At 70.1% G+C, this 21314-nt stretch carries 20 protein-coding genes; 1 reads left to right on the plus strand and 19 read right to left on the minus strand.

Going from position 1 to position 21314, the window contains the following annotated elements:
* From NJ4_RS23585 to NJ4_RS23670, 18 genes are all read right to left on the minus strand, one after another.
* The coding region (locus tag NJ4_RS23585; protein WP_456093723.1) for a primosomal protein N' family DNA-binding protein at positions 1 to 1235 on the minus strand (1235 nt) is incomplete at its 3' end.
* 126 nt (positions 1236 to 1361) lie between these two features.
* On the minus strand, positions 1362 to 2564 hold the full coding sequence (metK, locus tag NJ4_RS23590) for a methionine adenosyltransferase (protein ID WP_067441480.1): 1203 nt from the start codon (positions 2562 to 2564) through the stop codon (positions 1362 to 1364).
* A 98-nt stretch (positions 2565 to 2662) separates the two neighbouring features.
* Positions 2663 to 3931, minus strand: coding sequence for a bifunctional phosphopantothenoylcysteine decarboxylase/phosphopantothenate--cysteine ligase CoaBC (gene coaBC, locus NJ4_RS23595; protein ID WP_456093724.1), 1269 nt, complete (start codon positions 3929 to 3931; stop codon positions 2663 to 2665).
* Between the two features lie 30 nt (positions 3932 to 3961).
* Positions 3962 to 4288 carry a DNA-directed RNA polymerase subunit omega gene (gene rpoZ, locus NJ4_RS23600; protein WP_067441522.1) on the minus strand — a complete coding sequence of 109 codons (327 nt, stop codon included), beginning with the start codon at positions 4286 to 4288 and terminating at the stop codon, positions 3962 to 3964.
* Positions 4289 to 4348: 60 nt separating this feature from the next.
* A complete protein-coding gene (gmk, locus tag NJ4_RS23605; protein ID WP_067441526.1) occupies positions 4349 to 4939 on the minus strand; it encodes a guanylate kinase in 591 nt (196 codons plus the stop codon).
* 4 nt (positions 4940 to 4943) lie between these two features.
* Entirely contained in the window at positions 4944 to 5264 is a 321-nt protein-coding gene (gene mihF, locus NJ4_RS23610) for an integration host factor, actinobacterial type (protein ID WP_067441483.1), read from the minus strand.
* An 89-nt stretch (positions 5265 to 5353) separates the two neighbouring features.
* Positions 5354 to 5815, minus strand: a complete 462-nt coding sequence (locus NJ4_RS23615; RefSeq protein WP_067441486.1) for a hypothetical protein — start codon at positions 5813 to 5815, stop codon at positions 5354 to 5356.
* On the minus strand, positions 5815 to 6645 hold the full coding sequence (pyrF, locus tag NJ4_RS23620; RefSeq protein ID WP_067441488.1) for an orotidine-5'-phosphate decarboxylase: 831 nt from the start codon (positions 6643 to 6645) through the stop codon (positions 5815 to 5817). Before pyrF ends, NJ4_RS23615 begins: the two co-directional genes overlap by 1 nt.
* A complete protein-coding gene (locus NJ4_RS23625) occupies positions 6642 to 7457 on the minus strand; it encodes a nitronate monooxygenase (protein ID WP_067441490.1) in 816 nt (271 codons plus the stop codon). The genes pyrF and NJ4_RS23625 overlap by 4 nt, the downstream gene beginning before the upstream one ends.
* The gene (locus NJ4_RS23630; RefSeq protein WP_082749086.1) at positions 7454 to 8296 is read right to left on the minus strand and encodes an iron-sulfur cluster-binding protein; all 843 of its coding nucleotides are present in this window, start codon (positions 8294 to 8296) and stop codon (positions 7454 to 7456) included. Before NJ4_RS23630 ends, NJ4_RS23625 begins: the two co-directional genes overlap by 4 nt.
* On the minus strand, positions 8293 to 9357 hold the full coding sequence (locus NJ4_RS23635; RefSeq protein WP_067441492.1) for a quinone-dependent dihydroorotate dehydrogenase: 1065 nt from the start codon (positions 9355 to 9357) through the stop codon (positions 8293 to 8295). The genes NJ4_RS23630 and NJ4_RS23635 overlap by 4 nt, the downstream gene beginning before the upstream one ends.
* The gene (gene carB, locus NJ4_RS23640) at positions 9354 to 12686 is read right to left on the minus strand and encodes a carbamoyl-phosphate synthase large subunit (RefSeq protein ID WP_067441495.1); all 3333 of its coding nucleotides are present in this window, start codon (positions 12684 to 12686) and stop codon (positions 9354 to 9356) included. Before carB ends, NJ4_RS23635 begins: the two co-directional genes overlap by 4 nt.
* A 1-nt stretch (position 12687) precedes the next feature.
* Positions 12688 to 13944: a glutamine-hydrolyzing carbamoyl-phosphate synthase small subunit gene (gene carA / locus NJ4_RS23645; RefSeq protein ID WP_067441499.1), complete on the minus strand. Its 1257-nt coding sequence runs from the start codon at positions 13942 to 13944 to the stop codon at positions 12688 to 12690.
* The gene (locus tag NJ4_RS23650; protein ID WP_067441502.1) at positions 13941 to 15248 is read right to left on the minus strand and encodes a dihydroorotase; all 1308 of its coding nucleotides are present in this window, start codon (positions 15246 to 15248) and stop codon (positions 13941 to 13943) included. Before NJ4_RS23650 ends, carA begins: the two co-directional genes overlap by 4 nt.
* Positions 15245 to 16174, minus strand: a complete 930-nt coding sequence (locus NJ4_RS23655) for an aspartate carbamoyltransferase catalytic subunit (RefSeq protein WP_067441506.1) — start codon at positions 16172 to 16174, stop codon at positions 15245 to 15247. The genes NJ4_RS23650 and NJ4_RS23655 overlap by 4 nt, the downstream gene beginning before the upstream one ends.
* Entirely contained in the window at positions 16171 to 16719 is a 549-nt protein-coding gene (pyrR, locus tag NJ4_RS23660; RefSeq protein WP_067441529.1) for a bifunctional pyr operon transcriptional regulator/uracil phosphoribosyltransferase PyrR, read from the minus strand. Before pyrR ends, NJ4_RS23655 begins: the two co-directional genes overlap by 4 nt.
* Positions 16720 to 16886: 167 nt before the next feature.
* The gene (locus NJ4_RS23665; protein ID WP_067441509.1) at positions 16887 to 17717 is read right to left on the minus strand and encodes a DUF1206 domain-containing protein; all 831 of its coding nucleotides are present in this window, start codon (positions 17715 to 17717) and stop codon (positions 16887 to 16889) included.
* Between the two features lie 45 nt (positions 17718 to 17762).
* Complete coding sequence (locus NJ4_RS23670) at positions 17763 to 19094, minus strand: dihydrolipoyl dehydrogenase family protein (protein WP_067441532.1); 1332 nt, start codon at positions 19092 to 19094, stop codon at positions 17763 to 17765.
* Between NJ4_RS23670 and NJ4_RS23675 the strand changes: the two genes are divergently transcribed.
* Complete coding sequence (locus tag NJ4_RS23675) at positions 19093 to 19869, plus strand: acetoacetate decarboxylase family protein (protein ID WP_082749090.1); 777 nt, start codon at positions 19093 to 19095, stop codon at positions 19867 to 19869. The two genes, NJ4_RS23670 and NJ4_RS23675, sit on opposite strands and share 2 nt — an antisense overlap.
* 17 nt (positions 19870 to 19886) lie before the next feature.
* Here the strand turns inward: NJ4_RS23675 and NJ4_RS23680 are convergent.
* A partial coding sequence (locus NJ4_RS23680; protein WP_082749091.1) for a TIGR03767 family metallophosphoesterase occupies positions 19887 to 21314 on the minus strand: 1428 nt, incomplete at its 5' end.

Here is a 21314-nt window from a genome sequence, read left to right on the forward strand (position 1 = left end):
CTCGCCGCGTAGCCGGCGCGCGGCGTCTGGACGAGCACCGGCCCCTCGGCCAGGGCAGCGCGAATGGTGTCGAACGCGAGGGCCGGAAAACGGGTGGAACGGGCCATGGGGTCGCGTTCGAGCTCGCGATCGGTGGCACCGGTGATCGCCACGGTCAGGCCGTCGCGCAGCGTCCTCCGGGTCGGCAGGATCTCGGCGGCCCAGCCGGTGGTGAGAAGGTATTCGGCCTCGACGGTGCGGGCGAAGCCGCCGACCAGAACCCCGGCACCCTCGGCCTCGGCCCGCATCAGCAGCACCTCGCGGGTGTGCGGGTAGGGCGCGCGCGGTTCGGCGTAGAGGTCGTCGCCGTCGTCCCAGATCACCAGCAGGCCGAGATCGTGGACCGGGGCGAAGACCGCGGCGCGGGTGCCGACCACGATGCGACGGGCGCCACGGGAGACGGAGAGGAAGTCGCGGTAGCGGGCGGCCGGCCCACTGTCGGCAGTGAGCGTGACGTGGTGGCCCACGCCGAGGACCACCGACAACGCTGCGTCGACCCGGGCGACATCCTTGCCGTCGGGCACGCAGACGATGCTGCCGCGGCCCGAGGCGTAGGTGGCTGCCACCACCTGGGCCAGCCTTGTGGGCCAGTCGGTGCCTGGGGCGGTGGACCAGACCGCCCGCGGGGAACGGCCGCCGGCGAGCGCCTCGACGTAGCCGGCGCCGTGCGTGTCGGCCGCCCAGGACCGGGCGGCGGTCTCGTGGTCCTTCACTGCAGGCATCGGGGCCGGCTCGGACGGCTGCTTCTCGGTGGTGGCGTGCCGTGGTGGCACCGCGAGACGGAGCACGTCGGCGCGACTGCCGGCGTACCGTCGGGCAACCTGGTCGCTGAGCGCGGCGATCACCGGCGAGAGCACGGGCTCGGCGCTGACCACCCGGCGCAACGGTTGCAGACGACCGGTGTGGTCACTGGCCGCGACGCGGCCCACGACAAATGCGTCGACGTCCTGGCCGGCGAACCTGACCTTCACCCGGGCACCGGGCACGGCCGTGTCGGCCATGGCCTGCGGCACCGCGTAGTCGAAGGGCCGGTCGAGGTGAGCCAGCGGCAGGTCGACCAGCACCTGCGCGACCGGGTCGACCTCGGCGATCTCGACGGCCTTCCTGGCCGGCGCGTTGCCCCTGGCCCGCGCACGGACCAGCCCGGGCAGCAGCTCAGCCTGCCCGGTGAGGTCGTCGTCCGTCGGCTTGGTCATCGGGGCATTCCTACCAGTCGCGGCCGACAGTCCCGACTCCCCATGGAGAACAGTCACTCCCCACGCGAAACTTCGCGTGGGGAGTGCGGGTTGTCCCGGTGCACCGGGGAAACCGACGTGTGCGGGTCAGTTGCTGGCGGCGCGCTTCAGGTCCTCGGCGCGGTCGGTGCGCTCCCAGGTGAACTCGGGCAGCTCGCGACCGAAGTGACCGTAGGCCGCGGTCTTGGCGTAGATCGGACGCAAGAGGTCGAGGTCCCGGATGATCGCGGCCGGTCGCAGGTCGAAGACCTTGAGCACGGCTTCCTGGATCTTCTCGTCCGGAACGGTGCCGGTGCCGAAGGTCTCGATGAAGACACCCACCGGGTGCGCCTTGCCGATGGCGTAGGCGACCTGAGCCTCGCACTGACGCGCCAGACCCGCCGCGACCACGTTCTTGGCCACCCACCGCATGGCGTACGCCGCGGAGCGGTCGACCTTCGAGGGGTCCTTGCCGGAGAACGCGCCGCCACCGTGGCGGGCCATGCCCCCGTAGGTGTCGACGATGATCTTGCGACCGGTCAGGCCGGCGTCGCCCATCGGGCCACCCACCACGAACTTGCCGGTCGGGTTGACCAGCATGCGGTAGTCGTCGGAGGGGATGTCGAAGCCCTCGAGCACCGCATCGATGACGTGCTTCTTGATGTCACCCTCGAGTGTGGGGTGGTCGATCTCGGCAGCGTGCTGCGTGGAGAGCACCACCGTGTCGACACGCACCGGACGGTTGTCGGCGTCGTACTCGATGGTGACCTGGGTCTTGCCGTCGGGACGCAGGTAGGGCAGGGTGCCGTCCTTGCGGACCTGGGAGAGCTTCTCGGAGAGGGTCTGCGCGATCTTGATCGGCAGCGGGAACAGCTCGGGCGTGTCGTCGTTGGCGTAGCCGAACATCAGGCCCTGGTCGCCGGCACCACGCTTGTCGAGGTCGTCGTCGGAGGAGCCAACGCGTGACTCGTGGCCGTCGTCCACGCCGGCCGCGATGTCGACGGACTGGCCGCCGATCGCCACCTGGACGCCACAGGTGGTGCCGTCGAACCCCTTGTCGGAGTGGTCGTAGCCGATTTCGAGGATCTTCTTGCGGACCAGCTCGGCGACCGGGGCGTAGGCGTTGGTGCGCACCTCGCCGGCCACGACGACGAGGCCCGTGGTCAGCAGGGTCTCGACGGCGACACGGAGGTTCTCCTTGTCGGAGTCGTTCTCCATGAGGTAGTCGAGAACGGTGTCGCTGATCTGGTCAGCGATCTTGTCGGGGTGACCCTCGGTCACCGACTCCGACGTGAAAAGGCGTCCAGCCACAGTGGATCTCACTCCCGTATTGTTGGTGTGCTCTCAAGAACGATAGACGTGCACTTGCGTTACGTGACAGGCGTCTCAAGGGTACGACGGCCCCGGAGTCAGGTCAGGCGTCGTGCCACCTGATCCCAGATGGCGTGGGCCAGCGATGCCTTGGTGCCGCGGGCGACCTGGGTGGCCGAGCCGTCGGTGGCCAGGATGACCGCCTCGTTCTCGGGGCTGCCGAACACGGCTCCCCCGCTGACGTCGTTGACCACCAGGACGTCGCAGCCCTTGCGGGCCAGCTTGGCCCGGGCCAGCTCGAGCACCGAACCGGTGTCGTCACCGGTCTCCGCCGCAAATCCCACGATCACCTGTCCCGGGTGGGCCCTGGTGTGCGAGATCTCCTTGAGGATGTCGGGGTTCTGCACCAGCTCGATGGCCGGTGCCGATCCGTCGGCGGCCTTCTTGATCTTGTCGCCACTCACCGCGGTGGGCCGGAAGTCGGCTGGTGCGGCAGCCATCACCACGGCGTCGGCCGACGCCGCCGCGCTGACCACGGCGTCGCGCAGCTCCGCGGTGGTGGAGACCGAGACCACCTTGACCCCGGCCGGGTCGGGCAAGGTCACGTTGGCCGCGACCAGGGTCACCTCGGCGCCTCGTGCCGCCGCGGTCCGGGCCAGCGCATAGCCCTGGAGACCGGAGGAACGGTTGCCCAGGAACCTGACCGGGTCGAGATACTCGCGGGTGCCCCCGGCCGAGACGACGACCTGGCGACCGGCCAGGTCGGGCCCGGTGGCACCGCGGGACAGCACGTCGAGGCAGACGTCGAAGATCTCGGCGGGCTCGGGAAGACGACCCTTGCCGGTGTCCTTGCCGGTGAGCCGGCCCTCGGCCGGCTCGATGACCAGGACGCCGCGCTCACGCAGGGTGGCGACATTGGTGACCGTGGCCGGGTGCTCCCACATCTCGGTGTGCATCGCCGGGGCGAACACGATCGGGCAGCGCGCCGTGAGCAGGGTGTTGGTCAGCAGGTCGTCGGCCAGACCGTGGGCCGCCTTGGCGATCAGGTCGGCGGTGGCGGGTGCCACCACGACGAGGTCGGCGGACTGACCGATGCGCACGTGCGGCACCTGCTCCACACCGGTCCACACGTCGGTGGCCACTGGTTTGCCGGAGAGCGCGGCCCAGGTCGGAGCACCGACGAACTCCAGGGCCGCTGCGGTGGGTACGACGGTCACGTCGTGGCCCGACTCGGTGAACCGCCGGAGCAGCTCGCAGGACTTGTAGGCCGCGATGCCGCCACTGACTCCGAGGACGACACGAGGCCGCATCCGCTCGGCGGGTGCGGCCACGTCGTCGTGGAGATCGTCCTGGACGGACTGCTCCACGGCTGAATCCGTCATCGGGACGCCGGAGTGCTACTCGGAGGCAGGGAGCTCGGGCGCCGCAGCGGCCGCAGCAGCAGCCGCCTCTTCGGCGGCGAGCTCGGCCGGGTCGACGTCTTCACAGGTCAGCAGGTCGGCGTTGATCTCGCGGAGCGCGATCGAGAGCGGCTTCTCCTGGACGTGGGTGTCGACCAGCGGGCCGACGTACTCCAGGAGGCCCTCGCCGAGCTGGGAGTAGTAGGCATTGATCTGCCGGGCGCGCTTGGCGCTGTAGAGGACCAGCTTGTACTTGGAGTCCGTCTTGGTGAGCAGATCGTCGATCGAAGGGTTGGTGACACCCTCGCCGGTGGGGACAGACACGTGCACACGCCTCACAAAAGTTGAAAAAGGGAACCCAGGAAATCCAGATTGATGGATTGACTAGCTGGAACTGGATGGGGCCCGCAGAGGAGCCTTCATCAAGGTTACCAACTCGTCGGCTGCAGCGTGAACTTCTCGATTGACGATGGTCACGTCGAACTCCGGCTCGGCGGCGAGCTCGACCCGTGCGGTCTCGAGCCGGCGCTCACGTTCGCGCTCGTCCTCGGTGCCTCGACCGACCAGACGGCGGACGAGCTCGTCCCAGCTCGGCGGGGTCAGGAACACGAACAACGCCTCGGGCATGTTCTGCTTCACCTGACGCGCGCCCTGCAGGTCGATCTCCAGCAGAGCCGGTCGACCCGAGGCCAGGGCCTCCTCGACCGGACGTCTCGGCGTGCCGTAGCGGGCCGCCTGGTGCACCACCGCCCATTCGAGCAGGGCGCCCTCGGCGACCATCGCGTCGAACTCGTCGTCGGAGACGAAGTGGTAGTGGACCCCGTCGACCTCGCCCGGGCGAGCCGGGCGGGTGGTGACGGAGACCGAGATCCACACGTCGGGGTGGTCGTCACGGATCACCGCGGCCACGGTGCCCTTGCCGACGGCGGTCGGACCGGCCAGCACGACCAGGCGGTTGCTCGGACCAGGCGCCACGGCGTCAGCCACGAGCTGTGAACTCGGCCTCGAGGGCCGCGACCTGCTTGATGCCGAGACCTCGGACCCGACGGCTCTCCGCGATGCTGAGGCGTTCCATCAGCTGACGTGCGCGCACCTTGCCGAGACCGGGCATCGCCTGCAGCAGGTCGATGACCTTCATCTTGCCGATGACCTCGTTCGTCTGGCCCTCGTGCAGCACGTCGACGATCGAGGCGCCCGAGTTCTTCAGGCGATTCTTCACCTCGGCGCGTTCCCGGCGTGACGCCGCGGCCTTGTCGAGAGCAGCCTGACGTTGTTCAGGAGTGAGCTGGGGCAGGGCCACGGGTGGAGATCCTCGTCAATCGTGCGGCGGGCGTGGTGGTCAATCTAGTCACACGTCGCGACGCTCGGCAATGTCGGGGTGCCCCACCGTCACAACAAGGGGGTGCCGCACACGTCGAGCGCCTGTTGTTCGATGCCTTCGGCCGCCTGTTTCACCTCGGGACCCTGCACCTCCGAGATCGCGCCAAGCAGACGACGTCGGTCCTCGCGGGACAGGTCGCGGGGCAGTCCCTCGTCGACGTCGGAGGGCTCCAGTCCGGTGTCGTCCAGGGCGTCGCGCCACCCGTGCAGCGCGTTGAGGTAGGTCTGCCACTCGTCGGTGAGGTCGCGCGGCGCCAGATCGGCCAGCTCCTCCAGCTTGGGCAGCACCTGCAGCGCGGCACCGGCCCCGCCCTCGTCGACGATGCGGGTGATCTCGTCCGCGTCCTTCTTGACCTGGGCGCAGTAGGTCTTGCGGGCCTCGTCGGGGCTCGGGTCGCCGCAGCCGGCGGTGACCAGGAGCAGCACCGCCAGGACGAGTCCCCCGCCCGACCGGGCACGCGTGCGCCGCATCAGCCGACCAGCCCCCGGAACTCGTCGTTCGTGCGGCGGGCGGCCTCGCGCAGGGCCCCTGCCTCGGGGCCCACCTGGAGCAGCTGGCGCGAGCTGCTCGGCGCCACGTTGCGCGCGGCCGCACCGAAGATCCGGCGTACGTCGGCAACGGTCCCACCCTGGGCGCCGATGCCGGGAGCGAGGATCGGCCCGTTGAAGTCGAAGGACTCCCCCGTCTCTCCGATCGTGGCGCCGATCACTGCCCCGATCGAGCCCAGAGGCTCCTCACCGGCGTTGAGCTGACGCAGTCGGTCGAGCACTCGTCCGGCCACCGTGCGACCCTCGGCACCGACCGCGTGCTGCACCTCGGGGGCCTCCTTGTTGGAGGTGAGGGCCAGCACGAAGACACCCGCGTCGTGGCGCAGGGCCGTCTCGATCATCGGGTCCACGGATCCGAAACCCAGGTAGGGGCTGACCGTGATGGCGTCGGAGAACAGTGGTGAGGCGGGGTCGAGATAGGCATCGGCGTAGGCCTGTGACGTGGAACCGATGTCGCCACGCTTGACGTCGAGGAGCACCAGGGCACCGGCGTCACGACTCGCCGCGATCACCTTCTCGAGCACGGCGATGCCCCGGCTGCCGAAGCGCTCGTAGAAGGCCGACTGCGGCTTGACCAGGGCGACGTCTCCGGCCACCGCGTCCACGACGGTCATCGCGAAGCGCTCGAGCCCGGCCACGTCGTCGTTCAGACCCCAGTCCCGCAGAAGCGCGGCGTGCGGGTCGATGCCCACGCACAGGGGTCCGCGGGTGTCCAGGGCGGTGCGGTAGCGGGCTCCGAAGCTGGCGGTCATGCGGGGTCTCCCTGCAGGTCGGCCGCGATGCGCGCGGCAGTGGTCGGATCGTGCAGCAGCGCGGTCCCGATCTGGACGGCCGAGGCACCGGCCGCGAGGAACGCCCGCGCGTCATCGGTGTCGAGGATGCCACCGGCCCCGATGATCGTCAGTTCAGGAAGCTCGCGGTGCACGTCGTGGACGCAGCGCAGGGACAGCGGACGGATCGCGGGCCCGCTGAGACCCCCGGGGCTGCCGTCGGGCATCAGCGCGGGCGCCGCATTGACCAGGACGACGCCGTCAGCGCCGGCCTCGGCGACCGCGCGGGCGGTCTCCACGATGCGCAGCGAATCGGGACCGAGCTTGGCGAACACGGGAAGCCCGGGCGGCAGACCGCCTCGTACGGCGGCCAGCGCGCGGGCCGCCTGGAACGGCTCACGGGTGTCGAAGAGCCCCATCGCCGGCCCGTCGGGGACCGACACGTTCACCTCGATGCCGGTGATGCCCGGCGCCCGCCCCAGACGACGACCGAGGTCGGCGTACTCGCCCAGGGAGGAGCCGGCCACCGAGACGTAGGTGCGGGTACGGCGAGAGGCCAGCCAGGGCAGCTCCCGGATGAGGAACTGCTCGAGGCCGGGGTTCTGCAGACCGACGGCGTGGACCAGGCCGGACGGCGTCTCGGCGATGCGCGGGGCCGGTGAGCCGGTCCGCGGGTCGAGGGTGATCGAGCGGGTGACGAAGGCACCCATCGCGTCGAGCACGCCGAGGTCGCCGAGCTCGCGGCCGGTGCCGCCGCATCCGGAGGCGTTCATCACGGGACGGTCGAACCTCATGCCGGCCCCGATTCCGTGCCGGTCAGCTCCGCCCAGCGGACCCGGTCCCCCCGGATCACCGGGCCGTCGGTGCACGCCCGGACGAGCCGGGGTACGCCGTCCTCACCGACCACGGGAAGCGCGCAGCCCTGGCACAGGCCGGTGCCACACGGTTGCGGCACCTCGACGGCGACCTGGCTCCAGGCGCCGAACTGCTCGGCCGTCGCCGCCACCGCGTGCAGTCCCACGTGGGTGCCGGCGCCGTAGACGACGTCGACGCCGTCCATCACCGCGGGAAGCGCGTCGGCCAGGGTCCCCCGCCGGCCGACGGACCCGTCGGCCGTCACGACCGTCACCGCCCGTGCAGCCCGACGCGCATCGAGCGCCCCGAGCAGGTGGGGCTCGTCCTGCGCACCCAACAGCATGGTCACGGTGCAGGAACGGGCCCGCAGCCGCTCGGCGAGCGGGAAGAGCAGACCGGCGGCGTACCCCTCACCCACGAGGAGGCAAGCCACCGGCTGCTTGGGGAGCGCGAACGGGCGACCCAGCGGGCCGGTCAACTCGACCCTGTCGCCCTGGCGCCGGTCGGCCAGCCAGGTCGACCCGACTCCCCCGGGCTCCACGACGAGCTCGATGGTCGGCCCATGGCTGCCGGTCGGCCGGACCCCGGTGATCCAGAGACTGCGACGCGCCAGGTGGGTGCGCGGGGTCAGGTCGCCGATCGAGACCGCGACGAACGTGCCGGGGCGGTAGCGCTCGGCAATGCCCGGTGCGGCCAGGGTCAGGTGACGGTAGGCACCGACCTTCTTCACCACGAGCACCTCGCCGGTGACGTGGAGTGGCTCGCGGGGGCTGCTCATCGACCGGCCAGACCTCGCAGCACCCGGCGCGGCCACAGCGGACCCTCGTAGATGAAGGCCGTGTAGCCCTGGAGCAGCACGGCGCCGGCATCAAGGCGCGCGCGGGCGTCCTCGGGCGTGGTGATGCCGCCGACCGAGACCAGGTCGAGGCCGTCGCCGACGCGCCCCTTGAGCAGACGCAGCACGTCGAGCGAGCGCTCGGTGAGAGGTCGCCCGGAGAGCCCACCGGCACCGATCGCCGCGACCTGCTCGGGTGAGCTGCGCAGACCGTCGCGAGAGATCGTCGTGTTGGTGGCGATGATCCCGTCGAGACCCAGCGCCGTCGCCAGATCCGCCACCGCGAGGACGTCGTCGTCGCTGAGGTCGGGCGCGATCTTGACCAGCAACGGAAGGCGGGCCTGTGTGACCGCGTCGGCCTGTCGGCGTACGGCGGCCAGCAACGGCTCGAGCTTCTCGACGGCCTGCAGGTTGCGCAGTCCGGGTGTGTTCGGCGAGCTCACGTTGACGACGAGGTAGTCGGCCTCGGGAGCCAGCAGCCGGGTGGACTTCTCGTAGTCGGCGATCGCGTCGTCCTCCGGCACGACCTTGGTCTTGCCGATGTTCACGCCCAGAACGGGTCTCGACCCGCGCCGCCCGTCCCTCGCGGCGCTACGCGACCGACGGCGGGCTCGCGCGGCCAGCCGCTTCGCGACCACCTCGGCACCGTCGTTGTTGAAGCCCATCCGATTGACCACGGCACGGTCTTGGGGCAACCGGAACAGCCTCGGCTTCGGGTTGCCAGCCTGGGGCTCTCCGGTCACCGTCCCGATCTCGACGTGCCCGAATCCGAGGCCGGCCAGGGCATCGATGCCCAGCGCGTTCTTGTCGAACCCGGCGGCCAAACCCAGCGGGTTGGCGAAGGTGAGCCCGAACGCGGTGACCGGCTGGTCGGGCACCAGGCCACGCCGGGCCGCACCGGTCACCGGGCGGGCCGCCCGAATCGCCGCGAAGGCAGCGTGGTGGGCCCGCTCCGGGTCACTTCGGGTCAGGACGTGGTCGAAGAGCAGCGCGTAGGGCTTCAAGCCGTCGGCTCCTCCTTGTTCGCGTTGCTGGTGAGGACCTTCGCCCAGTCCTGCAGCGACCGGACGCCGATGCTGCCGGCCTGCATCGCCTGGATGCCCTGCACGGCGGCACCGAGGCCCTGGATCGTGGTGATGCACGGGATGTCGGTCATGATCGCCGCGGCTCGGATCTCGTAGCCGTCGAGGCGTGGCGACCCACCACTGGTGGTGCCGTGCGGGGTGTTGACCACCAGGGCGATCTCGCCGTCGTGGATGCGGCCGACGATGGTCGGCTCGCCCTCCGGGCCGTCGCCCTCGAAGTGCTTGCGCACGAGGGTCGCGGTGACCCCGTTGCGGCGCAGCACCTCGGCCGTGCCGGCCGTGGCGACGATCTCGAAGCCCATCTCGGCCAGCTGCTTGATCGGGAAGATCATGTGCCGCTTGTCGCGGTTGGCGACCGAGACGAACACCTTGCCCTGCAGGGGCAACGAGCCGTAGGCGGCCGCCTCGGCCTTGGCGAAAGCGGTGCCGAAGTCGGCGTCGAAACCCATCACCTCGCCGGTCGAGCGCATCTCCGGCCCGAGCACTGCGTCGACCATGGTGCCGTCGGGAGTGCGGAACCGGTTGAACGGCATCACCGCCTCCTTGACCGCGATCGGCGACCCGTCGGGCAGTTGGCCGCCGTCACCGGTCGGCAGCAGGCCTTCACTGCGCAGGTCGGCGATCGAGGCACCGAGCATGACCCGGGCCGCGGCCTTGGCCAGCGGAGTGGCGGTGGCCTTGGAGACGAACGGCACGGTGCGCGAGGCGCGGGGGTTGGCCTCGAGCACGTAGAGCACGTCGGAGGCCATCGCGTACTGGATGTTGAGCAGTCCGCGCACCCCCACACCGCGGGCGATCGCCTCGGTGGACTGGCGGATCCGCTCGATCTCGGAGCTGCCCAGCGTGATCGGCGGGAGCGCGCAGGAGGAGTCCCCGGAGTGGATGCCGGCCTCCTCGATGTGCTCCATCACACCGCCGAGGAAGAGCTCGTCGCCGTCGAACAGCGCGTCGACGTCGATCTCGACCGCGTCGTCGAGGAACCGGTCGACCAGCACCGGCTGCTTCTCGCTGATCAGCCCGTTGGCGACGTACTTCTCGAGGTAGGACTCCAGCGCGCCCTCGTCGTACACGATCTCCATGCCGCGACCGCCCAGGACGTACGACGGCCGCACCAGCACCGGGTAGCCGATCTCCTCAGCGATCTCGCGGGCCTGCCCGAAGGTGGTCGCGGTGCCGTGCTTGGGTGCCGGCAGGCCAGCCTCGTGCAGCACCCGGCCGAACGCCCCGCGCTCCTCGGCGAGGTCGATCGATGCGGGCGAGGTGCCGACGATCTTGACGCCGGCCTCCTCGAGGCCACGGGCCAGACCGAGCGGGGTCTGACCGCCGAGCTGGCAGATGACACCGGCGATCGGGCCGGCGGCACGCTCCGCGTCGACGATCTCGAGGACGTCCTCGAGGGTCAGCGGCTCGAAGTAGAGGCGGTCGGAGGTGTCGTAGTCGGTGGAGACGGTCTCGGGGTTGCAGTTGACCATGATCGTCTCGTAGCCGGCCTCGCTGAGCGCCATGCTGGCGTGAACGCACGAGTAGTCGAACTCGATGCCCTGGCCGATGCGGTTCGGGCCGGAGCCGAGGATGATCACCGCCTCCTTCTCGCGCGGGAGCACCTCGGACTCCTCGTCGTAGGAGGAGTAGTAGTACGGCGTCTGGGCGGCGAACTCGGCGGCGCAGGTGTCGACGGTCTTGTAGACCGGTCGGACGCCGAGGGCGTGGCGCACCCCGCGGACGACATCGGCGCCCATGTTGCGGATCTTGCCGATCTGGGCGTCGGAGAAGCCGTGCCGCTTGGCCTTGCGCAGCAGCCCGGGGGTGAGCCCGTCGGCGGCGGCGATCTCACCGGCCACCTCGTTGATCAGCGCGAGCTGGTCGAGGAACCAGGGGTCGATCTTGGTGGCCTCGAAGATCTCCTCGGGGGTCGCCTCGGCGCGGATCGCGTCCATCACCTTGCGCAGACGTCCGTCGTGGGGCGTGCTGATCTCCTGCAGGAGAGCCGACTTGTCGAGGTCGACCCACTGGTGGGACCAGTCGAAGACCGCGTCCTTGCTCTCCAGTGAGCGCAGCGCCTTCTGCAGGGCCTCGGTGAAGTTGCGGCCGATCGCCATCGCCTCGCCGACCGACTTCATGTGCGTGGTCAGCACCGGGTCGGACCCGGGGAACTTCTCGAACGCGAACCGCGGCACCTTCACCACGACGTAGTCCAGGCTCGGCTCGAAGCTGGCGGGGGTCTCCTTGGTGATGTCGTTGGGGATCTCGTCGAGCGTGTAGCCGATGGCCACCTTCGCCGCGATCTTGGCGATCGGGAAGCCGGTCGCCTTCGACGCCAGCGCGCTCGAACGGGAGACGCGCGGGTTCATCTCGATGACGATCAGGCGGCCGTCGACGGGATTGACGGCGTACTGGATGTTGCAGCCGCCGGTGTCGACGCCGACCGCGCGGATGATGCCGATGGCGAGGTCGCGCATCTTCTGGTACTCGCGGTCGGTCAGGGTCATCGCGGGAGCCACGGTGATCGAGTCACCGGTGTGCACGCCCATCGGGTCGAGGTTCTCGATCGAGCAGATGATCACCACGTTGTCGGCGGTGTCGCGCATGACCTCGAGCTCGTACTCCTTCCAGCCGATGATCGACTCCTCCAGGAGCACCTCGGTGGTCGGGCTGGCGGCCAGGCCGGAGCCGCCGATGCGGCGCAGGTCCTTCTCGTCGTAGGCCATGCCGGAACCGGTGCCCCCCATCGTGAAGGACGGGCGCACCACCATCGGGTAGCCCAGCTCATCGGCCGCCGAGAGCAGGTCATCCATGGAGTGGCAGATGATCGACTTGGCGCTCTCTCCCCCGAGCTCCTCGACGATCTTCTTGAACACCTGGCGGTTCTCGCCGCGGTCGATCGCCTCGATGCTCGCGCCGATCAGCTCGACGCCGTACTTCTCGAGGACGCCGTTCGCGTCGAGGGCGACCGCGCAGTTGAGTGCGGTCTGCCCGCCGAGGGTGGCCAGCAGCGCGTCGGGGCGCTCCTTGGCGATCACCTTCTCGACGAACTCGGCCGTGATCGGCTCGACGTAGGTCGCGTCGGCGAACTCGGGGTCGGTCATGATCGTGGCCGGGTTGGAGTTGACCAGGATCACCCGCAGGCCCTCGGCCTTGAGCACCCGGCACGCCTGGGTGCCGGAGTAGTCGAACTCGCAGGCCTGGCCGATGATGATCGGCCCGGAGCCGATGACCAGGACCGACGTGATGTCTTCGCGCTTCGGCATGTCAGGCCCCTTCGCTGTTTCGGTCGTCGAGTGCCGCCGAGGAACGAGGCGGTGTCCCGGTCTTTCGGTCGTCGAGTGCCGCCGAGGAACGAGGCGGTGTATCGAGACGCATGAGGTCGATGAACCGGTCGAAGAGGTACGCCGCATCGTGCGGGCCGGCGGCGGCCTCGGGGTGGTACTGCACCGAGAAGCTCTTCAGGTTGCCCGTGTCGTCGCGCAGCTCGAGGCCCTCGACGACGTCGTCGTTGAGGCACACGTGGGAGACCGTCACCTCGCCGTACGGCGTGGTCGTGCTGCCGTCGAGTGGTGCGTCCACGGCGAATCCGTGGTTGTGCGCGGTGACCTCGACCTTGTTCGTGGTCCGGTCCATCACCGGCTGGTTGATCCCGCGGTGACCGTACTTCAGCTTGTAGGTGCCGAACCCGAGCGCGCGGCCGAAGAGCTGGTTGCCGAAGCAGATGCCGAAGTAGGGCAGCTCCCGCTCGAGGGCGGCCTGCAGCAGCTCGATCTGACCGGTGGTCGCGGCCGGGTCGCCGGGGCCGTTGGAGAAGAACAGTCCGTCGGGGTTGACCGCGAGCACGTCGTCGATGCTCGAGTTCGCCGGAAGCACGTGCACCTCGATGCCGCGCTCGCTCATCATGCGCGGGGTGTTGGCCTTGATGCCGAGGTCGAGCGCCGCAACGGTGAACCGCTTCTCCCCCACCGCGGGTACGACGTACGCCTCGCTGGTGGAGACCTCGCCGGAGAGCTCGGCGCCGGCCATCTCGCCGGACGCGCGCACCTTCGCCAGGAGCGCCTCGACGCTGTCGCCGGCCGAGGAGATGCCGACCCGCATGGCGCCGCGTTCGCGCAGGTGTCGGGTCAGGGCGCGGGTGTCGATGCCGGAGATGCCGACGACGCCCTGGTCGCGGAGCTCGTCGTCGAGAGTGCGCACAGCGCGCCAGTTGGACGAGACCCGCGCGGGGTCTCGGACGACGTAGCCGGCCACCCAGATCTTCGCCGATTCCGGGTCCTCGTCGTTGACGCCGGTGTTGCCGACGTGCGGGGCCGTCATCACGACGACCTGACGGTGGTAGGACGGGTCGGTGAGTGTCTCCTGGTAGCCGGTCATCCCGGTGGAGAAAACCGCCTCCCCGAACGTCTCGCCCTCGGCGCCGTAGGACTCGCCGCGGAAGACCCGGCCGTCCTCGAGCACCAGCAACGCTGGGTTCGGTGATCGAGTAGCCCGCGAGGTACGAGCGGGCGTATCGAGATTCATACGAGCTTTCCTTCCAGGACGGTGGGTTCTCCACGCAACAGGGTGGCGTGCACCGCACCGGTGAGGGTGCGGCCGTGCCACGGGTTGTTGCGGGAGAGGGAGACGGACGCGTCACGGTCGACGGTGACCGAGGCGTCGGGGTCGATGAGGGTGAGGTTGGCGGGCGCGCCGACGACGAGCTCCTGGCCGTGGTCGCCGAGTCCGGCGATGCGGGCCGGACTCGCCGACATCACGCGGGCCACGCCGGCCCAGTCGAGCAGGTCGTTGCCGCGCATGACGGTGTTGACCACGGCCAGCGCGGTCTCGAGCCCGAGCATGCCGAACGCCGCGTCGACGAAGGCGTGCTCCTTGTCGTGGCGCGCGTGCGGCGCGTGGTCGGTGGCCACCGCATCGATGGTGCCGTCGGCCAGGGCTGACCGCAGCGCCTCGACGTCCTCGACGGGACGCAGCGGCGGGTTGACCTTGAACGTCGGGTCGTAGCCGGTGAGCAGGTCGGTGGTCAGCAGCAGGTGGTGCGGCGTGACCTCGGCGGTCACGTCGAGTCCTTGGGCCTTGGCCCAGCGGATCACCTCGACGCTGCCCGCAGTGCTGACGTGGGCGACGTGCACCCGGGAGCCGGTGTGGCGGGCGAGCATGACGTCGCGGGCCACGATGACCTCTTCGGCGATGCCGGGCCAACCGGGCAGCCCCAGCTGGCCGGAGATCTCACCCTCGTGGCAGCACGCGGACGCACCGGCCAGTGAGGAGTCCTGGGAGTGCTGGCTGACCACGCCGCCGAACGCCTTGACGTATTCGAGGGCCCGGCGCATCACGCGGGCGTCGCCGACGCACTTGCCGTCGTCGGAGAAGACCCGTACGCGCGCCCGGCTGGTGGCCATCAGTCCGAGCTCGGCGAGCTCTTCGCCGGCCAGGCCGCGGGTGACCGCGCCGACCGGGTGTACGTCGACCAGCCCGGCTGCACGACCCAGGTCGAAGACCCGCTCGGCGTTCTCGGCAGTGTCGGTGACCGGACTCGTGTTGGCCATCGCCAGCACCGCGGTGTAGCCGCCAACCGCCGCCGCGGCGGAGCCTGTGCGGATCGTCTCGGCGTCCTCGCGGCCGGGCTCACGCAGGTGGGTGTGCAGGTCGACGAGTCCGGGCAGGGCGACCAGGCCGTCGGCCTCGATCACGCGGGCGCCCTTCCCGGAGACGGTGCCGATCTCGCGGATCACGCCGTCTTCGAGCAGGAGGTCGGTCGCCTTCTCCCCGAGCAGGGACGCTCCCTTGATGACGATCTTGTCGCCGAGGTTCGTGGTGCTGCTCATGCTGATTCCTCTCCGGCGAGCAGGTGGTAGAGCACGGACATGCGCACCGCGACTCCCGCCGAGACCTGGTCAAGCACCAGGGACTGGGCGGCATCGGCCGCGTCAGCGGCGATCTCGAGGCCGCGGTTCATCGGCCCGGGGTGCAGGATCGGGGTGTCCGGCTTGAGCGCGGCCAACCGGTCGCGGGTCAGTCCGTAACGGACCGTGTATTCGCGGGCAGTCGGGAAGAACGCGCCGTTCATGCGCTCGCGCTGCACCCGCAGCATCATCACGGCGTCGGCTGTCGGCAGGACCTGGTCGAGGTCGTACGACGTGGCGAAGCCGGCCGACTTCGACCAGGCCTCGACACCGCTGGGCATCAGCGTGGGCGGTGCCACGACCGTGACGTCGGCACCGAGCTTGGTCAGGCAGAGCACGTTGCTGCGGAAGACCCGACTGTGGGTCAGGTCCCCGACGACGGCGATCCTGCGGCCCTCGAGGCTGCCCAGCCGCTGCTGGAGCGCGTAGGCGTCGAGCAGGGCCTGGGTGGGGTGCTCGTGGGTGCCGTCGCCGGCGTTGATCACGACCGCGTCGACCCACTCGCTGACCTGCTGAGCCGACCCGCTGGCGTGGTGCCGCATCACGAGCGCGTCGACGCCCATCGCGCAGACGGTCAGCACGGTGTCGCGCAGGCTCTCGCCCTTCGACGTCGAGGAGCCCTTGCCGGTGATGTTGATGGTGTCGGCCGAGAGCCACTTGCCGGCGATCTCGAAGCTCGACCGGGTGCGGGTGGAGTCCTCGAAGAACAGGTTGATCACGGTGCGGCCGCGCAGGGCAGGCAGCTTCTTGACCTCGCGCCGCTGCACGTCGTGCATCTCGGCGGCCGTGGTGAAGATGGTCTCGATGTCGTCGACACTGAGGTCGTTGATGGAGAGCAGGTGCTTCATGCGTGGTCCCCCATCTGCGAGATGCGCACGTCGTCGTGGCCGTCGATCTCTTCCAGCCGCACGCTGACGCGCTCGCTGCGGGCGCTGGGGAGGTTCTTGCCGACGTGGTCGGCGCGGATCGGCAGCTCGCGGTGGCCACGGTCGACCAGCACAGCCAGGCGTACGGCGGAGGGCCGGCCCAGGTCGTTGAGCGCGTCGAGCGCGGCCCGGATGGTGCGCCCGGAGAACAGGACGTCGTCGACGAGCACCACGGTGCGACCGTCGATTCCGGCCGGCGGGACGACGGTCTTCTGCGGGCCGCGGGCGGGGTGGGAGCGCAGGTCGTCGCGGTACATCGTCACGTCGAGCGAGCCGACCGCGACCGGGGCGCCCTCGACGGAGGTGATCCGCTCGCCGATACGTCGGGCCAGTGGCACGCCACGGGTGTGCAGTCCGAGAAGCACGAGGTCCTCGGGACCCTTGTTGCGCTCGAGGATCTCGTGGGAGATGCGCGTCAGTGCCCGGGAGATGTCACGGGCGTCGAGGACGACATGCCCCGGATCGATGGAGCCCGGATCGTGGGTCGTCGCGTCGGGGTCGGGCTGGTGCGCAGGCACAGGCCGTATGACCTCCTTCTCCGCCTCACAGGACGGCTCGTTAAAGGATGTCGAACGACCTGAACTCTAGCAGCCGATCGACCACTCCGCGGCACCGGTCCGGCGTCGGCGCGACGTCATCGTGAGAGGTGCCGTGCCCGGGCCAGGTCGAAGAGGCCGTAGCTCGCGATGCCCAGGCCGACCGCCACCAGCAGCGGCGTACCGAACGGCTGGTGCAGGATCTCCCGCACGGCGCCGTCCACCCCGCTGGAGTCCTTCGGCTCGTGCGTGATCGCGGCGTAGACGAACAGCGCGCCGACCAGCCCGACCACCAGTCCCTTGGACACGTAGCCGACCTTGCCGAGGAGCAGGTACGCCGATCCTGCGTTGCCACTGCGACCCTCGTGTGCCAAGTGCTCGCGGTGCTTGTTGCTGAGGCCCTTCCAGAGGTTGACGACTCCGTAACCGACGATCGCGAGCCCGATCGCGCCCACTAGGACCCGGCCCATCGGCAGGTCCATGATCCGCGCGGTGAGCACCTTGGTGCCTCCACTCGACGAGCTCTCCGTGGCCAGTCCGAACGCCTTCCACCCGAGGAATCCGTAGATTGCGGACTTGAGCAGGTCTGCGCCGCGTCCACGCCACAGGTCCGCGCCCTCCTCGTCGCGGTGCCCCACGAACAGGTCGAGCAGCCGCCACAGCACGAGCACGACCATGCCCACGGCGACCACCACGAGCAGGACGTCGCCGAACGGCTGCTCCGCGACCTCCTTGAGCGCGCCCTTGGTCGAGACGGAACCTCGCCGCTCGCCCAGTGCCAGCTGGACGATCAGCCAGGCGACGAGGAGGTACACGAGCCCGTAGACCACCAGCCCGAACCTCACCGCGTGGTCGACGGTGTCGCTGTTGTCGGCACGCCGACCGAGCTCGTCGGCCTTCTCCCCCAGGTCGTCGCCCTGATCTCCCATGGAGGAAGTACACCAGTGTTGGCGCGCAGGGTGCAGCCGAACGGATCAGGCCAGCTCCTGCACGGCCGTGGCGACCGCGCGGTGGAAGGTGGGGTAGGCGTAGTGCATGGAGGCCAGGGTCGCGATCGGGACCTGGGCATGCACGGCCGTGGTCAGCATCGAGAGCACCTCTCCCCCGCTGGGCCCGACTGCGGTGGCACCCACGAGCACGTCACCGTCCGCGACGAGCTTGATCAGGCCCTCGCCCTGGGCGATCCAGCCGCGAGTGCCGAGGTCGGCGGAGAGCCCGACGCGTACGTCGCCACCGCGCTCGCGGGCCTGGTGCTCGGTGAGGCCGACCGACCCGACTTCGGGGTCGGTGAACGTCACGCGTGAGACCGCGCGGTAGTCGGCGGCCGGACCGTCCTGGTCGAGGATGTCGCGCACGGCGACGTCGGCCTGATACATCGACATGTGGGTGAACGCGCCTTTGCCGGTGATGTCGCCGATCGCCCAGAGCCGTTCGCCGGCCCGCATCCGCCCGTCGGTCTCCAGGCTGCGCGCAGTCTCGTCGAGGCCGAGCGTATCGAGCCCGATGCCGGCGAGGTTGGTACGCCGACCCGCGGCGACCAGCAGCTGGTCCGTCGCGACGCTGTCGCCGTCGACCGTGAGGTGGAACCGCCCGTCGTGGCGCACCTGGTCGATGCGCACCCCGGTACGCACGTGGACAGCGTCCGCCTCCAGCGCCTGGGTGACCAGCGCCGACGCTTCGGGTTCTTCGGGGGCCAGGATCCGGTCGGCCACCTCGAGCAGGGTCACCTCGACGCCGAACCTGGCGAAGGCCTGGGTCAGCTCGACGCCGATGGCGCCACCACCGATGACGGCCATCGACGCCGGCAGCTCGGTGACCCGCACCGCTTCGCGGTTCGTCCAGTACGGCGTCCCGGAGAGCCCGTCGATCGGCAGCACGGCCGGCTCGGTGCCGGTGTTGAGCACCACGCCGCGCGACGCGACGTACGTCGTGCCGTCGACCTCGACCCGGCCGGGTCCGGTGATGCGGGCCTCTCCCCTGACGAACACCACGCCGGCCGCCTCCAGTCGCTCGACGGCGACCCGGTCGTCCCAGTCGTCAGTGGCCTCGTCGCGGATCCGGTCGGCGACCACCGACCAGTCGGGGCGTACGTCGGCGGAACCGGCCAGTCCCTGGATCCTCCGGGCCTCGGCGAGCACGTCGGCCGCGCGGATCATCATCTTCGACGGGATGCAGCCGAAGTAGGGGCACTCACCGCCGACCAGTCTTCGGTCGACGCCGACCACCTTGAGTCCTGCCTTGGCGAGCTGGGTGGCCGCGGACTCGCCGCCCGGGCCGAGTCCGATCACGATCACGTCGACGTCCATGGCTCCACTCAAGTCGGTGACGGCCGCGATGTCCATGGCACCGCTGGTGCGTCATGCTGTCGGCATGGACAGCTTCGACCCGACCGACGTGTACGGCGTGCCCGAGACCGACCTCCCACCCGAGCTGGTCGCCACACTTCCCGGAAATTCCGCACCGGCTCCCTGGTCCGTCAGGGCCTCCGCCGTCGTGTGGTGGTCGAAGGCGACTCCCGCAGCGATGGCGGTGCTTCCCCCTTCGGTGCGCGAGCGGGGTAGCGCTGTCGCGGTCGTCGGCGGACTCGTGCGGTACGCCGACACACCGGTCGGCACCTACGACGAGGTGTTCGGCGCCATCGCTGTCCTGTTCGGACGGGGAATCGGCCGGCGCCTCGTGGCGACCATCCCGTTCATGGCGGTCGACTCCCCCAGCAGCCTGGTCGGCGGACGGACCAACTGGTCCATCCCCAAGACGCTGGCCGACTTCTCCGGCGCCCCCGCCGACGGAACGCCGTTCACCGCCTCGAGTGCCACTGGCGCCGGTTGGCAGGTGTCGGCCACGGCCCGCGCGAAGGGGCCGCGGCTCCCTGTGGTCAGCAGGGCCCGCGTGGCCCAGGAGTTCCCGGACCACTCCCTTCGCGGGACCCGGCTCAAGGCGCGTGGTCGGATGCGGCTGTCCAGGGTGGAGGCCGACGTGTCGTCCGTCGGTGAGCTGCCCGGGTGGCTGCCGTCGGGCCGTCACCCCGGCGCACTGCTGGACGACGTCCACTTCTCCCTGGATGTCCCCCGCCCGATGTGACCCCGCCCGGCTCGACCTCAGGCCAGCGCGGGCGCCTCGATCAGCAGCTCCACGTTGCGTGCGTCAGTGGCGCCACGACGGTCCTGGGACCGCTCCTGCCAGTCGTTGGCGCTGAGCTCACGGGCCAGCCCGGCCAGCGCGACGGGGTCGTGCAGGCGACCGCCGTACGCCGCCGGGCCGGCGTGGTCGAGCATCGTGCTGAAGATCGAGAGCGATCCATCGAGGTTGTCGACGATCTCGACAAGTCGTGACTGCTGCGGGAAGTCGGCGTGCGACGCGGTGTTGATCTCCCAGAACGCACCCGGCAGACCTTCCTGACGGCGTGCCCACACCTGGTTGCGGTGAGTGTGGCCGTTGATCCATGCGATGACCTGCGGATGCCCGAGCAGCAGCGTGACGACCTCGGGCCCGAGAACCCGAGGTGTCACCTCTCCCCCCGCGGCCACCAGCGGATTGGTCATCGTCTCGCTGGTGTGATGGCTCGAGACGACGACGAGGCGGTCCCGCGAGGCCGCCAGCTGGGCCGCCAACCAGTCGAACTGTGGCCGGTCCAGGGAGCCGTCGGAGTAGCCGTTCTGGTTCACGGTGTCGAGCACCAGGAAGCGCACCGGTCCCTGGTCGAACGCGTAGTAGGCCGTGTCCTGGGCCCGGTTCTGCTCGGTGAAGCCGTGGCCCACCGGGAAGCCGGTGGTGGTGAAGTGTTCGTCCACGACCTCGCCCCGGGTCAGGATCCGGCGTTCCGGGTCGGGCGTCACCGCCCGCACGAACGGCGTCAGGGCCAGGCTCTGCAGGAAGCCCTGGTAGTCCTGCCCGAGCAGACGCATCAGGTCGGCCAAGGAGACTCCGAGTGGCGGTGAGATCAGCTTGAGGCCACCCGTGGCGACCGCACTCATCGCGAGTCCCAGGCTGCCCGGCGGGAAGTTCCCCTGCACCAGGCCGTCGTGGTTGCCGAACGCGGAGTACCACGGGATGTCCAGGCCCTGCGCCACGAACGGAGTTCGAGCCGCGGCGAGCAACCCGGGGACCGACGGGAAGCCGTACAGGCGCCGGGGTTGGTCGACCTGCGAGAGCGGTGGGTTGCCGTCGGGATGCCAGTAGTGGACGTCGTAGTGGAGGCGGTCGTTGTCGGCCACGCCTTCCCACCGGGTCAGGTCCCCGGAGTCGGGGGTCACCGTGGCCCCACCGCTGAGCAGGTCGATGTTCCAGCGGACCTCGTTGCGCTGCGCGTTGTCGGAGTTGTCGCCGGTCTGCAGGGCGAAGGCGAGCGGCGCACCGGTGACCGGTCCGACCCCGACGTCGTTGACCGCGCGCACCATCGACTCCGCCACGTGGGCGCTGAGCATCTCCTGCGGTCGGTACGCCGAGGAGGCCAGTCCCGTCGTCGGGTCGCCGGGCTCGTCCTGGTCGTCGAAGCGGTCGAGCCACTCCAGGCGCATCGGGGACTG

It is taken from the genome of Nocardioides jensenii JCM 1364 = NBRC 14755, from assembly GCF_001552535.1.
Lineage (GTDB): Bacteria > Actinomycetota > Actinomycetes > Propionibacteriales > Nocardioidaceae > Nocardioides > Nocardioides jensenii.